16 protein-coding genes are annotated in these 14,963 nt (G+C 46.9%); 10 read left to right on the top strand and 6 right to left on the bottom strand.

The features are described from left to right. Positions 1–2: 2 nt before the first annotated feature. From BUR42_RS12060 to BUR42_RS12050, 3 genes are all read right to left on the bottom strand, one after another. Positions 3–500 (bottom strand): hypothetical protein, encoded by a 498-nt coding sequence (locus BUR42_RS12060; RefSeq protein WP_074239475.1) that lies wholly within the window; start codon positions 498–500, stop codon positions 3–5. A 52-nt stretch (positions 501–552) separates the two neighbouring features. Continuing rightward, positions 553–3,189: a valine--tRNA ligase gene (locus BUR42_RS12055; RefSeq protein WP_074239474.1), complete on the bottom strand. Its 2,637-nt coding sequence runs from the start codon at positions 3,187–3,189 to the stop codon at positions 553–555. A 234-nt stretch (positions 3,190–3,423) separates the two neighbouring features. Continuing rightward, positions 3,424–4,437 carry a threonine aldolase family protein gene (locus BUR42_RS12050; protein ID WP_074239473.1) on the bottom strand — a complete coding sequence of 338 codons (1,014 nt, stop codon included), beginning with the start codon at positions 4,435–4,437 and terminating at the stop codon, positions 3,424–3,426. Positions 4,438–4,856: 419 nt separating this feature from the next. On the opposite strand from BUR42_RS12050, the gene BUR42_RS12045 reads away from it, so the two are divergent. The 5 genes from BUR42_RS12045 (at position 4,857) to BUR42_RS12025 (ending at position 8,943) form a co-directional block, all read left to right on the top strand. Then, entirely contained in the window at positions 4,857–5,714 is an 858-nt protein-coding gene (locus BUR42_RS12045) for a sigma-70 family RNA polymerase sigma factor (RefSeq protein WP_074239472.1), read from the top strand. Positions 5,715–5,875: 161 nt separating this feature from the next. Next, positions 5,876–6,757, top strand: a complete 882-nt coding sequence (locus tag BUR42_RS12040) for a DUF4249 domain-containing protein (protein WP_074239471.1) — start codon at positions 5,876–5,878, stop codon at positions 6,755–6,757. 28 nt (positions 6,758–6,785) lie between these two features. After that, positions 6,786–7,733 (top strand): thioredoxin-disulfide reductase, encoded by a 948-nt coding sequence (trxB, locus tag BUR42_RS12035; RefSeq protein ID WP_074239470.1) that lies wholly within the window; start codon positions 6,786–6,788, stop codon positions 7,731–7,733. Between the two features lie 51 nt (positions 7,734–7,784). Further along, positions 7,785–8,135: a dihydroneopterin aldolase gene (locus BUR42_RS12030; RefSeq protein ID WP_074239469.1), complete on the top strand. Its 351-nt coding sequence runs from the start codon at positions 7,785–7,787 to the stop codon at positions 8,133–8,135. Positions 8,136–8,187: 52 nt separating this feature from the next. Further along, a complete protein-coding gene (locus BUR42_RS12025; protein WP_074239468.1) occupies positions 8,188–8,943 on the top strand; it encodes a tetratricopeptide repeat protein in 756 nt (251 codons plus the stop codon). Here the strand turns inward: BUR42_RS12025 and BUR42_RS12020 are convergent. Then, complete coding sequence (locus BUR42_RS12020) at positions 8,933–10,267, bottom strand: MATE family efflux transporter (protein ID WP_074239467.1); 1,335 nt, start codon at positions 10,265–10,267, stop codon at positions 8,933–8,935. The two genes, BUR42_RS12025 and BUR42_RS12020, sit on opposite strands and share 11 nt — an antisense overlap. A 114-nt stretch (positions 10,268–10,381) precedes the next feature. On the opposite strand from BUR42_RS12020, the gene BUR42_RS12015 reads away from it, so the two are divergent. The 4 genes from BUR42_RS12015 to BUR42_RS12000 are packed head-to-tail and all read left to right on the top strand — an operon-like array spanning position 10,382 to position 12,741. Next, positions 10,382–11,257 (top strand): DUF3822 family protein, encoded by an 876-nt coding sequence (locus BUR42_RS12015; RefSeq protein ID WP_074239466.1) that lies wholly within the window; start codon positions 10,382–10,384, stop codon positions 11,255–11,257. Further along, the gene (locus BUR42_RS12010) at positions 11,248–11,814 is read left to right on the top strand and encodes an RsmD family RNA methyltransferase (protein WP_074239465.1); all 567 of its coding nucleotides are present in this window, start codon (positions 11,248–11,250) and stop codon (positions 11,812–11,814) included. The genes BUR42_RS12015 and BUR42_RS12010 overlap by 10 nt, the downstream gene beginning before the upstream one ends. 10 nt (positions 11,815–11,824) lie before the next feature. After that, a complete protein-coding gene (coaD, locus tag BUR42_RS12005) occupies positions 11,825–12,307 on the top strand; it encodes a pantetheine-phosphate adenylyltransferase (RefSeq protein ID WP_074239464.1) in 483 nt (160 codons plus the stop codon). Then, entirely contained in the window at positions 12,304–12,741 is a 438-nt protein-coding gene (locus BUR42_RS12000) for a hotdog fold thioesterase (protein ID WP_074239463.1), read from the top strand. The genes coaD and BUR42_RS12000 overlap by 4 nt, the downstream gene beginning before the upstream one ends. A gap of 118 nt (positions 12,742–12,859) precedes the next feature. Here BUR42_RS12000 and BUR42_RS11995 read toward each other — a convergent pair whose 3' ends face one another. Then, positions 12,860–13,588 (bottom strand): class I SAM-dependent methyltransferase, encoded by a 729-nt coding sequence (locus BUR42_RS11995; protein WP_074239462.1) that lies wholly within the window; start codon positions 13,586–13,588, stop codon positions 12,860–12,862. 10 nt (positions 13,589–13,598) lie between these two features. Beyond that, complete coding sequence (locus tag BUR42_RS11990; protein WP_074239461.1) at positions 13,599–14,225, bottom strand: NUDIX hydrolase; 627 nt, start codon at positions 14,223–14,225, stop codon at positions 13,599–13,601. Between the two features lie 57 nt (positions 14,226–14,282). Between BUR42_RS11990 and pyrE the strand changes: the two genes are divergently transcribed. Then, positions 14,283–14,918 (top strand): orotate phosphoribosyltransferase, encoded by a 636-nt coding sequence (gene pyrE, locus BUR42_RS11985; RefSeq protein ID WP_074239460.1) that lies wholly within the window; start codon positions 14,283–14,285, stop codon positions 14,916–14,918. Positions 14,919–14,963: the final 45 nt, after the last annotated feature.

Here is a 14,963-nt window from a genome sequence, read left to right as displayed (position 1 = left end):
AATTACTTAATAGTGATCTTCAGCTCAGGCGCACGGTAGAATTTATCGCCCGTGTATTTGATCACGATATTATTGAAGAACAATACTTCACCTTTCTGGATGGTTTCTTTCAACCGGCTGCTCCAGGTGGTATCTATCCTGTCTGATTTAAAGGAATCACCGATATATTCTGTATAAAAGCCTACTTCATTGGTGGTATCATTCAAATAAGGCTCCTTCTTTTCCCAGGTGAAATCAAAAGAAACAACCGGGAACTTCTGATTACCGCCATCCCTTACGATCAGGGCAGAATCCAATAGTTTTAATACTTCAGGGCGGGGGAGGGTATCACTGAGGAAGATGCCCCAGGTGGTACGGAAGCGCAATGGCTTTTGCGCAACAGCTGCCGGTGGTGTTTTGGCTGCCGCTGGTTTCTTAACAGCCGGTTTATTGCTTTGTGCAAGAGCACCCAGTGCGCAACAACAGATCAGCGTGACAGTATAAAAGAGTTTCTGCGTCATAGGCTTGTTAAAAAAGATCGTCCGGTTATTCAACGCCGGACGATCTTTAAAATTATAAAGTTTTCAAACTTTCTTCAATTGCCTGGATCTTGGCGATGCAGTCCGACTGCTTCTTTCGTTCTGCTTCCACCACTTCCGGTTTGGCATTCGCCACAAAGCGCTCATTGGATAATTTGTTTTCCACAGACTTCAGGAAACCCTGCTGGTATTCCAGGTCTTTGAGCAGTTGTTCCTTTTGAGCAGCAGGATCTACTTCCCTTTCCGTAACAAGATAGAACTTGTCTTTCCCGATCACGAGGGCAATAGCGCCGGGGATAGCTTCTTTCGTATAAGCTACCACGTTGGCATTCACCTGTTTGGCAATGATGTTTTCTATCCGTTTGAATGCATTCCCGTGATGTGTTTCGATATATAACCCGATCTCATCTTTCGGTTTGAACTGGTTCTTGTTACGGGCATCACGGATACTGCTGATCACTTCTTTTGCCAGTGCGCCTTCTGTGAGTATGGTATTATTAGTGGCTGCAGGTTTGGCAAACTGGCGGATCACCACATCGTCTCCTGCTTTGCGTTCGCGGAGCAGGTGATATAATTCTTCCGTGATGAAAGGCATGAAGGGATGCAGCAATTGCACGAGGCGTTCAAAGAAACCGATGGTCTTTTCATATACGCCGGCATCAATAGGTTGTTCAAAACCGGGTTTGATCCATTCCAGGTACCAGCTGCAGAAATCGTCCCAGATCAGGCTGTAGATAGCTTTCAGGGCTTCGCTCAGGCGGAAGTCTTTAAAGAGTTTTTCTACTTCTGCATGCACTTCGTTGAGGCGGTTCTCCATCCATTCCACTGCAAATGTGGGAACGGGAGCGCCGGTATTTTCAACAGGCTTCCACATCTTTACCAGCTTGAGGGCATTCCACATCTTGTTGTTGAAGAAGCGGCCCTGCTCGCAGCTGGTATCGTCAAACAGCAGATCGTTACCTGCGGGAGAGGAGATCATGATACCAAAACGTACGGCATCTGCGCCATACTTTTCTATCAGTTCCAGCAGATCAGGTGAGTTGCCTAACTGCTTGCTCATTTTGCGGCCCAGCTTGTCTCGCACCATGCCGGTGAAGTATACGTCGCTGAAAGGCTTTACCTGCTTGTATTCCAGGCCGGCCATGATCATACGTGCCACCCAGAAGAAAATGATATCCTGCCCTGTTACCAATACGGAAGTAGGGTAATAGTAATTGATGTCTTTATTATCAGGATCGCTGATACCGTTAAAAACCTCAACCGGCCAGAGCCAGGAGGAGAACCAGGTATCCAGGCAGTCTTCGTCCTGTTTCAATTTAACCGCCTCTTTACCGAATTTGGAAGCGTATAATTTCAGTGCGGCATCATGTGTTTCCGCTACTACAAACTGACCGTTATCGTCGTACCAGGCGGGGATCTGCTGGCCCCACCACAATTGGCGGGAGATACACCAGTCCTTCACATTTTCCATCCAGTATTTGTAAGTAGCCAGGAAACGATCGCCGGGGTGGATCTTTACATCACCATTCACAACAGCATCCAGCGCGGGTTGTGCCATGTCTGCCATTTTCACGAACCACTGTGTGGAAATGCGGGGTTCTACAACCGTATCCGGGTTACGCTGGCTGTAACCGAGGCGGGTGGCGTATTCTTCTTCCTTCACCATCAGGCCTTGTTCCTGCAATGCGGCTACAACTTTCTTCCTTGCACGGAAACGGTCTTCTCCCACAAATACTTCAGCGGCAGCGCTTAAGGTACCATCATCGTTGAGGGTATCAACGATCTCCAGGTGATGTTTAAGCCCCAGGTTATAGTCGTTGATATCATGGGCGGGCGTTACTTTCAGGGCGCCTGTTCCAAATTCCTTATCAACATATGTATCATAAATGATGGGTACTTTCCGGTTCACTAAAGGCACTACGGCAAAGTGGCCATTCAGGTGTGCATACCTTTCATCTTCCGGGTTTACGCAGATGGCGGTATCACCCATGATGGTTTCAGGGCGTTGTGTGGCAATGGTGATGAATTCGCCGGTAGGTTTGCCGTCTCCGTTTACGATGGCATATTTAACATGGTAGAGCTTACCATTCAGTTCTTTGTATTCCACCTCTTCATCGCTGAGGGCGGTCTTGGCTTTGGGGTCCCAGTTGATCATACGGGCGCCGCGGTAGATGAGGCCTTTATCATAAAGGTCTACAAACACGCGGATCACCGCTTTATAATAATGGTCGTCCATGGTGAAGCTCACCCTGTCCCAATCTACAGAGCAGCCCAGTTTTTTGATCTGGTGGTAGATGATACCACCATATTTGTCTTTCCATTCGTAGGCGTATTTCAGGAATTCTTCCCGGCTAAGCTGGCTTTTCTCGATCCCTTTTTCGTCTTTCAGCATATTTACCACCTTGGATTCGGTGGCAATGGAAGCGTGATCAGATCCCGGAACCCAGCAGGCGTTAAAACCGCTCATACGGGCATGGCGGACAAGGATATCCTGCACGGTCTCATTCAACGTATGCCCCATGTGTAACACACCTGTTACATTCGGCGGGGGGATCACGATCGTAAAAGGAGGACGTTCATCTGGTACTGAACGGAAATATTGTTTGTCCATCCAGTACTGGTACCACTTGTCTTCTGCCGAGGCAGGGATATAATTCTTCGAAAGTTCCATTTTCTTGATTAAGGCCTGTTTTAAGCTTGCAAAAATATTGAATATCGGATGGATTCGGAAATGCCGCGTAAAGTATCGGCCAACCTTCTGTCATCCTTCTGCCATCCTTCAGTCAAACTTGTTCAAACCCTTGCTGGCACACAGCACTGCACAAGGATCACTGAAGGTTGACTGAAGGATTATACAATAGTGAACAAAAGATCAGATCGGGATTGCGCAAATTCGTAAAGAGGATCACTCCATGCTCCGGATCACGGCAATGGTCCTGTCTACCATTTCCGGCGTAATATCCAGGTGGAGTACCATGCGTACCTGTGTGGGGGAAATAGCCATCACACGGATATCCTGCTGCTGCATGAAATCCCGGAAGGTAATGGGTGACCAGGGATGTTTCACTTCAAAGATGAGGATATTGGTTTCCACAGGCAGCATATGCCCGGTGAATTCTCTTTCCAGCAGGGCGGCTGCGATCTTCTTTGCGTGCAGGTGATCTTCTGCGAGGCGTTCTACATTGTTTTCCAACGCATAAACACCAGTTGCGGCCATATAACCGGCCTGGCGCATACCACCTCCCAGTTTTTTACGTACGCGGCGGGCTTCTTTTATAAATGCGGCAGATCCCAGGAGTACGGAACCCATGGGGCAGCCCATTCCTTTATTGAGGCAAACAGAGATACTGTCGAAGGTGGCGCCGAATTGTGCTGCGGTTTGGCCGGTAGCCAGCAGGGCATTGAAAAGGCGGGCACCGTCCAGGTGTAATTTTAAGCCGTGTTTGTTACAGACTTCCCGGATCTTTTCTATCTGCTCCCATTCGTAACAGCATCCGCCGCCACGGTTGGAAGTATTTTCCAGGCAAACGAGGGAAGTTCTGGCTTTGTGTACATCATCCGGGTTGATGGCAGCTTCCACATCGGCGGCAGTGATCATACCACGGTCTCCTTCCAAAGCTCTTACCTGGGCGCCGGCGTTGAAGGCGATGCCGCCTCCTTCATATATATACACATGCGCCAGGGTGCTGCAGATCACTTCATCTCCGGGGAGGGTATGTACTTTGATGGCTACCTGGTTACTCATTGTGCCGGAAGGGCAGTAAAGGGCAGCCTCCATGCCAAAAAGTTCTGACATCATGGCTTCCAGTTTGTTCACGGTAGGATCTTCTCCGAAAACGTCATCTCCTGTCTGGGCTTCTAACATGGCATTCAGCATGCCTTTGCTGGGTTTTGTAAAAGTGTCGCTTCTGTAGTCCATTGAAAAATTTGCAATGAGTATTATAATAAATTAGAGAAGTTATTAATTTGAATGAGATTTATTTTCAATTGTTAAAATTTGCCTAAAGCCCCTGAAATAGTGACTAAAACGCTATAAAAATACGTTTATATGGAGTACTTTGTTATACTAATTGAGACATAGAGGCTTAATTGAAAAACGATGAACAGTTGACAATGAACACTTAACGCTGAAGTTGCCCCGCAAATCGTAACCCATTTTACACCATATCAAGTTATTTGGAAGAGTGGGGGATTAGCACGATCTTTGCACGCTAATTTCGCAACTGTGTAAGATATCACATTTAAATGTTACAACAAAAAATATCTTTCCAGTGTTATAACGTTAGTATTCTCTGTGATGTGCGATCAAACTTTTTTTTGTAAACCAAATTTTAAAATATGAGGCAACTTAAAATTGCCACCCAGATCACCAATCGTGATTCGCAGGCGGTAGAAAAGTACCTGCAGGAAATCTCGAAGATCCCATTGTTAACTCCAGAAGAGGAGACCACATTGGCCCAACGCATTAAGATGGGGGACCAAAGGGCTCTAGAAAGATTAACTACAGGAAACCTTCGTTTCGTTGTTTCTGTGGCCAAACAATATCAACACCAGGGCTTAAGCCTCAGCGACCTCATCAATGAGGGCAATTTAGGGTTGATCAAGGCAGCACAACGTTTCGATGAAACAAAAGGTTTCAAATTCATCTCTTACGCTGTATGGTGGATTCGCCAGTCCATTTTGCAGGCTTTGGCTGAACAGGGTCGTCTTGTTCGTCTCCCGCAAAATAAAATTGGCACTTATAATAAAGCGAACAAAGCGTATATGGCATTCGAACAGGAGAACGAACGCGAGCCTTCTACGGAAGAGCTGGCTGAGATCCTGGAAATGTCTGAATCGGAGATCAACAATATCTTCCAAAGTAATACCCGCCACATGTCCCTCGATGCACCCGTGCACGAAGCGGAAGATGTAGCCATGGGCGATCTGCTGGAAGGTGGCGCTGTAACCGACGATGATGTGATGCAGGATTCCCTGAGGGAAGAGATCCGCCGCGTGCTCAAATCCCTGAGCCCCCGCGAAGCGGAGATTGTGAACGCTTACTTTGGTCTGGATGGTGAAAATGGCGCAACAATTGAACAAATAGGGCAGAAGTATGACCTGACAAAGGAACGTATCCGTCAGATCAAAGAAAGAGCTATCAAAAGGCTGCAAAAAGCCCGCTATAGCGGTGCATTGAAATCCTATCTGGGATAATTGGTTTAAATTTAATCTTCGAATCTGGGATAAAAGCATCCCGCCTGTGCAAATGGCGGGATGCTTTTTTTATGCCTATAGCGTACGATTATACCCGTATAGATACCTTTCGTACCGGTGGGTTCGGTTTTCTCCTCACAACCCGTTATTTTTGCAATCTTATGCGAAACGCACCTATTCCGCTTATCCTGACAATTATGTTGGGCACGGCCTGTCAAAAAGGGAACTCTGTTGATCTCCGGGATAAAGGAGCGCAACTGGTGGTGGAAGGGATGATTGAGGATGGCAAATTCCCAACAGTAACGCTGAGCCGTAGCCTGGATTACTTTTCGAAAATTGATCCTGAGCAATTACTGGCCTCTTTTGTACATGGTGCAAAAGTGACCGTTTCCAACGGTATCACCACACACCAGCTGAGGGAGTACAGCTCTGATACCAGCAATGGCACCGGTACCTGTTTTTATACCGTGGATACGGCAAACATCCTCAGCGCTTTTGTAGGTGAAAGAGGAGCGAGTTACACGCTTCGCATAGAAACAGAAGGTAAAGTGATCACCTCCATTACCACTATCCCGGAAGGCAGGTTTTCCCTGGATTCTATCGGATGGAAAAGAGTGGAAGGGCCGGATGTTTCAAAGGTCCGCCTGTTTGTAAAAGTAACAGACCCGCCTGAAAGAGGTAATTATATCCGTTACTTTACTTCCCGCAATAAAGAAGACTTTATGGCAGGCCTTAACTCCGTGTTTGATGACAAAGTAGTGAACGGCACTACTTTTGAAATACCACTGGACGCAGGTGTTGACAAGAACAAACAAATAGAAATGGGTGATCATCAATTCTTTAAAAGAGGAGATACGGTTTCGCTCAAGTTCTGTAATGTAGATCATGGTACTTATGATTTCTGGCGTACGCTGGATTATGCATACAACGATACCGGCCATCCATTTTCCCCGACTAACCGTGTGACCAGTAATGTACAGGGAGCATTAGGTAACTGGGGAGGATATTGCGTAACGTACAAGACCATTACTATACCAAAATAATCAAAAACCAACAACAGCAAACAACAGCATGGAAAACAACACTCCACAAGAGCATGTACACGTACTGATCATCGGATCAGGCCCGGCAGGGTACACGGCTGCTATTTATGCCGCCCGTGCCAACCTGAAACCGGTATTGTATCAGGGTATTCAACCTGGTGGTCAGCTAACCATCACTACAGAAGTTGAAAACTATCCAGGTTATCCGGAAGGGATCCAGGGACCTGAAATGATGGTGGACTTTGAAAAGCAGGCAAGCCGCATGGGCGCCGATATCCGTTATGGATTAGCTACTGCCGTGGACTTTTCCTCTCAGCCCTATAAAGTAGAAATAGACGAAGAAAAAACAATCACGGCAGATGCCATCATTATAGCTACCGGAGCTTCCGCCAAATGGCTGGGCCTCCCTTCTGAACAACGTCTGAACGGCAGCGGCGTTTCCGCCTGTGCTGTGTGCGACGGATTCTTCTTCAGAGGAAAAGAAGCAGCCATCGTTGGAGCAGGAGATACCGCAGCAGAAGAAGCGCTCTATCTTTCCAAAATATGCTCTAACGTACACATGCTGGTACGCCGCAATGAAATGAGAGCATCCAAAGTAATGCAGGACCGCGTGCTGAAAACTTCTAACATTATGGTTTACTGGAACTCCGAAACATTGGAAGTGACCGGTGAAAATAAAGTAGATGGTGTTCGCATCCAGAACATTGTAACGAAAGAAGAAAAGACCATTCCGGTGAGCGCATTCTTCGTAGCCATTGGTCACCAGCCTAATTCCGGCATCTTTGCCAACAAACTGGAAATGGACGATCAGGGATATATCAAAACCATCCCCGGTACCAGCAGAACCAGCGTGGAAGGCGTTTTTGCCTGTGGAGACGTGCAGGATAAAGTATACCGCCAGGCAGTAACTGCAGCCGGTAGCGGTTGTATGGCGGCATTAGACGCGGAAAGATACCTCTCTGCAAAAGGACATTAATTTCATCACGAAGGATCAGTGTAAAACATTGATCCTTCGATATTTTATACTATGCTATCTATTGCGCTGGAGGGATTAAAATTCTACGCTTATCATGGCCTTTACCCGGAAGAACAGGTAATAGGCAATTATTTCTTACTGGATATTGAAGTAAGTATCCCGGAACCGCAGCATCCTTCCTCCCTGATCGAATCTGTTAACTACGAAGTACTGCATGCTATCGCCAAACGCATTATGGCTACTCCACAGCCTTTGCTGGAACAGGTGGTACACGATATCTCGGTGACGATCAAAAGCACTTTCCCCGCCGTGAGCCGATCAAAAGTAGTGCTGAAAAAACAGGCGCCGCCCTTTGGTGGAGACCTTACTTTTTCCGCTGTAACACTCGAAAAACAATACTGATCTTTAGCCAATATGACTTATTTTTGGATACCCATTAATTCAATGTAGTCCTATGCTTAAGAAAACCATTTTACTGTTTCTAACCTGCTGGGTTTCAATTTCCCTGCAAGCGCAAACCGTTGAAGAACTGTTTGCACAGGCGCAGCTCCTCGAAAAACAAATGAAGGATGCTGAAGCACTTGTTAAATACAAAGAAGTTTTACAGGTATCTCCCGGCCATGTGCCCTCTTTCAACCAGGCCAGCCTGATCTGCGGAAGAGAAGGGGCAAGGCAGAAAGACAAAGCACAGAAACTGGAGTATTTCAACCAGGCGAAGATCTATGCTTTCGAAGCCTTGAAAGTAGAACCCGAAAACCCTGTTGCCAATTACGCAATGGCCATGTCATGGGCCTATATCGGCGCTATATCAGGCGCCAAGGAAAAAGTAGCAGCTTACTCGGAGACCAAAAAATATGCAGACCTCGCCATCAAGTTCAAACCGGATTATGCAGAACCTTATCACCTGCTGGGAAGATGGAACTATGAACTGGCCAACTTCAACGGTATTGAAAAGGCAGCGGCCAAAGTATTGTTCGGTGGTGTACCTCCGGGAACTATTGAAGGAGCTATTACCAGTTATGAAAAATGCAACCAGCTAAAAGCCAGCATCATCCAGAACTATCTTGATCTTGCCATTGCTTTCAAACATAATAACCAGGAAACACAGGCCATGGAAGTGTTGAACAAAGGCCTGCGGCTCCGTCCCATTATCCAGGACGACCAGATCTATAAGGCAGAAATGAAGAAGATGCTGGATGCTATGCAATAGTTTTTCCTTTCCATCTGCCACTCCTCAGGTACCACAATGCCAGCGAGATCATAGTGATCCAGTAAACGAACTCTGCGCCCCAGGCCCAGTGCAGCGGACTTTGCCAGCGTTCTATCACTACAAAACAATAGACCAGGTATACCGTAACTGCCGCAAATTCAATGAAAAGATTGATGCGCGTGTTGCCGGTGCCGGTTACACCATTGAATACGATCGCGGTTACGGAAGAAAGTAAAGTAACGAGTGTACATACATGTATAGAGGGGAGTGCCTCTGTGATCATGGCAGTATCCGGTGTATAGATATGCAGTAACTGGTAAGGGAAGATGTTGATCAGCAGGCTTACCACCATGGCACAAAGGAATGCAATCCCGGAGATCTTCTTCACCGTTCTGATCACTTCATTTTCCCGTCCCTGCCCGATCAGGTTACTGACCATGGTGTTGCAGGTGGAAGCCAGCGCCCAGGTGAAAATACCAAAGAGCCCGAAGATGCTTCGCATCATGTTGGAAATAGCCAGTGGCCTTTGCCCCAGGTGCTCAATGAAAATAAAGAAGATCAGCCAGCTGCCGATGCTGAAGAGGAACTGCACGATCAGCGGCGCGGAGATACTAAGTATATTCCGTATAGCCGTCATATCTGGTTTCAGCCAGGTGAACAGGTGAAATTTCTTAGGAAATTTAAAACCGAACAGCAAAGAAAAAGCCACCAGGAAACCTGTGAATTCTGCAATAATGGATGCATAGGCTGCTCCATTTAAACCCAATGCCGGTAAACCCATCTTGCCAAAGATCAACCCGTAATCCAGGCTGATATTCACCGCTTCCTGGAAAAGGGAGGTAACGGCCAGCAGCCGGGTATTTCCGGTGCCTGTGTAAAATGAATTGCATAAGCCCATCAGCATCAGGAAGGGCAAACCCCAGATACGGATACGGATGAACGAAGTGGCTGCATCCCGGATATGTGCGTCGTGCAGGCTATGTGCAAAAAAGTAGGGGGCAAGTGAATAGGTGATGAGGATGGCTACGGCAGAAAAAAGCAGGGCCAGCATCAAACCGTTCGAAAAATAACGGCCCATACCTGCATAGTTCAATTCACCTGCCCTGCGTGCAAAAAGTACCTGCAACCCGTTATTGAGGCCATGGGCGATCATGTACATTACCAGGTAATAAATTCCGGCGATAGCGTTCACGGCAAAAGGGAACTCTCCCAGGTGACCCAGGAAAGCGGCATTGGTCATATGATTGATCTGGGGCAGGATAAGGGCCAGGCAGATAGGACCCGCAATCTTCAGGATCTGTCTATTAGATAAGTTAACTTGCATTTAGTCAGGTATTTACTCCCCGGTTTCCGTCGGGCAGTGCAAAAATACGGCCTTTACCCCATCCATAACTCTCATTTATTTTGATTATTATTGTGCCTTACAACACTGAAACGCATGCCCGTGGCTTATACCATACAACCGACTTACGCGATAGACGATGCCACTCTGCTGGAAACGGATCTGACGATCTGCACCCTGCTGGTGCTCATCGGTAGCGGCACCTTCAGTTATGCCGTATTGGCGCCAAATACCCGCAAGTTCCTGGCGCTGAAGAGTTACAGCTATCAGCCTAAAACACTGGCGGTGGCCGATCTGGAAATGATCGAACAGATCTTTGATGCAGATAAATTATTGTTCACTGCTTTCAAAGAAGTGCTGCTGGCTTTTGATTCTCCCGATAGTACACTGGTACCGGAACCTTTATTCGCCGGCCAGCTTAAAAAGGATTACCTCCATACTGCACACCTGGAAAGGATGCAGGAAGCCGTATTGACAGATAGCCTGCCGGACCTGGGCATGGTAAATGTATATGCTACGGATAAAGATATCCTGGGTTTCCTCCGCAAAGAGTTTTCTTCAGACAGGGTGGTGCATGCACATTCCGCATTGCTGAAATCCTATAAGCAGGACCGGGATATCATGTTCTCCGATGGGGTAGTGTTCATTGAAGTACAACAACAGCAATTCGCCCTTACTATTTACGCCGCCGGTAAATTATTGCTGCAACAGCAGTTACCTTACCGCAGCGGTCTCGATATTGTATACTACATCGTTAATTCCCTGCGTCAGCTCGAACTGACGGAACTACAGGCAAAAATAAAACTCGGTGGTGCACTCACAAAGGACTCCCAGGTGTACCAGGAACTAAACCGTTTTTTACCGCGGCTGGACTGGGTAAACAAACCGGAAGGTTTCCTTTACATCGGCAAGATGAATGAAGTGCCTGCACATCATTTTCACAATCTTTATGCATTGGCCTTATGCGTATAGTAGGAGGAACAATGGGTGGCAGAAAGATCAATCCGCCTGCCAATATGCCGCATACCCGCCCAACGACGGATATTGCGAAAGGAGGCCTGTTCAACATCATCGAAAACAACCTGGATATTTCCTCCCTCAAAACGCTGGATATCTTTGGCGGTACCGGTGCTATCAGTTATGAACTGGCATCCCGTGGCGCAACAGATCAGACGATTGTGGAAAAGGATAATGCCATGGCTGATTTTATTGCCAAAACAGCGGAAATGCTGGATGTGAAACTGAAGCTGCACCGGATGGATGTATTCAAATACCTTCAGCAGTGTACGGAACAGTTTGATTTCATTTTTGCAGGCCCTCCCTACCAACTGGGCACAATCGACGATCTGCCGAAGATCGTTTTTGAGCGGCAGCTGCTGAAGCCGGAAGGCTGGTTTGTGCTGGAGCATACACCGCGCAATAATTACAAACAGTTCAGTTATTACCGCTCAGAAAGAAATTACGGAACCACCATATTTTCCATATTCATTAACCGGGAAGAATTGAGGAAACCCTCAGCCGGCGAATAATATTTACCATATGCAACGTATCTGCTTATTCCCAGGAACCTTCGATCCCGTTACCCTTGGTCATACCGATATTATAGACCGCGCCCTGCCTTTGTTTGATGAACTGGTGATAGGTATTGGTATCAATTCCAGCAAAGTGCCCATGTTCACTGTTGAGCAGCGGGTGGAATGGATCAGGGAGATCTATAAACATGAGCCAAGGATCAAAGTGGCCTCCTATGAAGGACTGACAGTGAATTTCTGCAAAGAGATCAAAGCCCGGTTCATCTTACGTGGTATCCGTTATGTGAGCGACTTCGAATATGAAAAAGCCATCGCGGACATCAATCGTAAGCTGGAACATGAAGTAGAAACTATTTTCCTTACCTGTTCTCCTGAATATTCTACCATTGCTTCCACGCTTGTGCGTGATGTGATCCGTTATAAAGGAGATGCCGCGCAGTTCCTGCCGGACGTTGTAGCGAATTCGATCAATCTCAAACCTTCTATATGAAATCAATCTGGTTCTCGCTGGACATATCGCTGGACCAGCTCAATGAAATGGGCAAAGGCAACATGGCTGAACTCCTGGGTATGGAGTTTACAGAGATCGGCCCTGATTGCCTGCGTGCCATGATGCCGGTGGATCATCGTACCAAACAACCTTATGGGTTATTACACGGGGGTGCTTCTGCTGCGCTGGCTGAAACAGTGGGCAGTGTTGCGTCTGCACTGATCATTGATCCGGAAAAGCAGATCTGTGTGGGGCTGGAGATCAACGCGAATCATGTTCGCGGGATCAAAGAAGGGTATGTGCATGCTTTGGTGAAACCATTGCATATAGGCGGTTCCACGCATGTATGGGATATACGGATCACGGATGATCAGCATAAACTGGTATGCGTGAGCAGGCTCACAGTGGCGGTATTGCCGAAGCGGGATGTTTAGTTTATTTACTGCGTGTTATATCTGGCTTTTGCAATGGGCGCAGGCCCACAGCTTTTGTGTTTGGCTTTGCAGCGAATATAGACCCTTTAGTTTTTGTGTTTGGCCTCTGCACCAGATGTTATTCATTCCTCTTAATAGCCACCAGGTAGTGCATCCGGCTGATCACTTCATGATCATGCACAAAAAATCCGGCTGCCGTTAGCATCATCTTCACCTGCTCAACCCCCAGCCGCAGTTTCTGATAGCTGCTCACCTTTTGGATCCATTGCCCGCTCTGCTTTTCCAGCAACATGTCGAACACCCTTACAAAACCAGGGAAATATTCCAGGAAGCAGGTATGGATCCGGTCATCATCTGCCTTAACAGGAATAAACCTTTCTTCATTTTCCAATGCCTGTGTAAGATCACGGAAAGAAAGCACCAGCTTCCCTTTGTGCAGCAGCATGTTATACCATTCCCTGATCAGAACAGAAACCTGTTCAGGACTATCCAGGTGTGTGAGTGTATCACCCATACAAACGATCAGCTCCGCTTCCATGGAATACTGGCTGCTATTGGCGATGTTGCCAAGGACTGTTCTTACCGGGCGACCTTTTGTACGGGCATTCAGTTCGGATAACAGATGCTGGTTGAAATCCACAGCATAGACAGTATACCCGAGATTGGCGAGTGAAACCGTCTGTAATCCATGTCCTGCCCCCAGGTCAATAGCAGCCTGGTTAGCAAAAGGCGCGATGTGTTTGCTGACGAAATAGGCTTCCTGTTCTTTTTGTTTTGTCTCGAAATTACCTGTCATCCAGGCATAGAAGGCTGCCAGGTGGTTGTCATAGTGGGATTTTACACTCATAGTTTCATAGTTATAGTTTATAGCCTGCTTTCAGCAGTACATCGATGATATTCTGATAGGAATATTGCATGTATTTTCCCAGGTTCTCCGGCCGGATCCATTGAATATCCAGGATATCCTCTTCTATCTGTGCCACTGTTAATTCCGTTCCTGTAAAATACATCCGGTACCAGTGACTGTGCTTCAGGATCTTCTTTTGCTTAAGCGGATAGTAATGGAAAGTTTCCGTGATCTTATGCCCCAGCTTAACGGTATGTAAGCCGGTCTCTTCCCGAACTTCACGCAGGGCACACTCTTCCAGTGTTTCTCCATCATCCCATTTTCCTTTGGGGAGGTCCCATTTCCCTCTTCTGAACATCAATAATACTTCATTATCCGGATTTGTTATAACACCGCCCGCAGCTTCATAAACCGTGAACTGTGCTTTTACATTGGCAAACACCGTTTCAGGTGCAGAATGGCGGAACACAGCCATCGGGAGTTCATCCTGGTCCAGGAGTGTAACAGTTTGCTCAATCTCTTTCTCCGTGGGAGAAAAGAGGGTGGGAGCACCTAAATATTTTGGATCGAGTTTAGTTTGAGTGCCTGCTATAACGATGGGCCTTTCGTTGATATATATATTAACGGGTGTTTCCATGACGCAAAATTAGGTATTAGCGAACTATTTGCAGGTAAATTGTACTTTTGCCGCGTTATGAACAAGATCAGCGAAAAACAGGTAGCAGAGAAACTACTTCAGATTCAGGCCGTTAAGCTAAGCCCGGCAAAGCCTTTTACCTGGGCATCCGGATGGAAGTCTCCCATCTACTGCGACAATCGTACGGTATTGTCCTTCCCATATGTCCGCGATTACATCAAATCGGAATTATCCAATACCGTATTTGAAAGTTTCCCGGATGCTGCAGTGATTGCAGGTGTAGCTACCGCAGGCATCCCTCACGGTGCCCTGGTGGCGGACCAGTTGAAACTTCCTTTTATCTATGTGCGTTCCAAACCAAAAGAACATGGCATGGGCAACCAGATAGAAGGTGTATTACAACCCGGGCAGCCGGTAGTAGTGATAGAAGACCTTATTTCCACCGGTAAAAGCAGCCTGGAAGCAGTTCAAGCTATCCGTGCAGCAGGAGGAGAAGTGATTGGTATGGTGTCCATTTTTAATTATGGATTCGATATAGCTGTAAAAGCATTTGAAGCAGCCGGCGTTACCTATAAATCGCTCAGTAACTACAGTGCGCTGATAGAACTGGCCGTGGAAAAAGGCCTGGTTTCTGCTACAGAACAGGAAACCCTCCAGGCCTGGCGTTCTGCTCCCGATGTTTGGGGGAAATAATAGTATACATTGAGAAATTTTTGTATATTGTGAGTGATAAAAAAA

Source organism: Chitinophaga niabensis, from assembly GCF_900129465.1.
GTDB classification, from domain to species: Bacteria; Bacteroidota; Bacteroidia; order Chitinophagales; family Chitinophagaceae; genus Chitinophaga; species Chitinophaga niabensis.
This window is presented reverse-complemented; position numbering and strand designations above follow the sequence as displayed.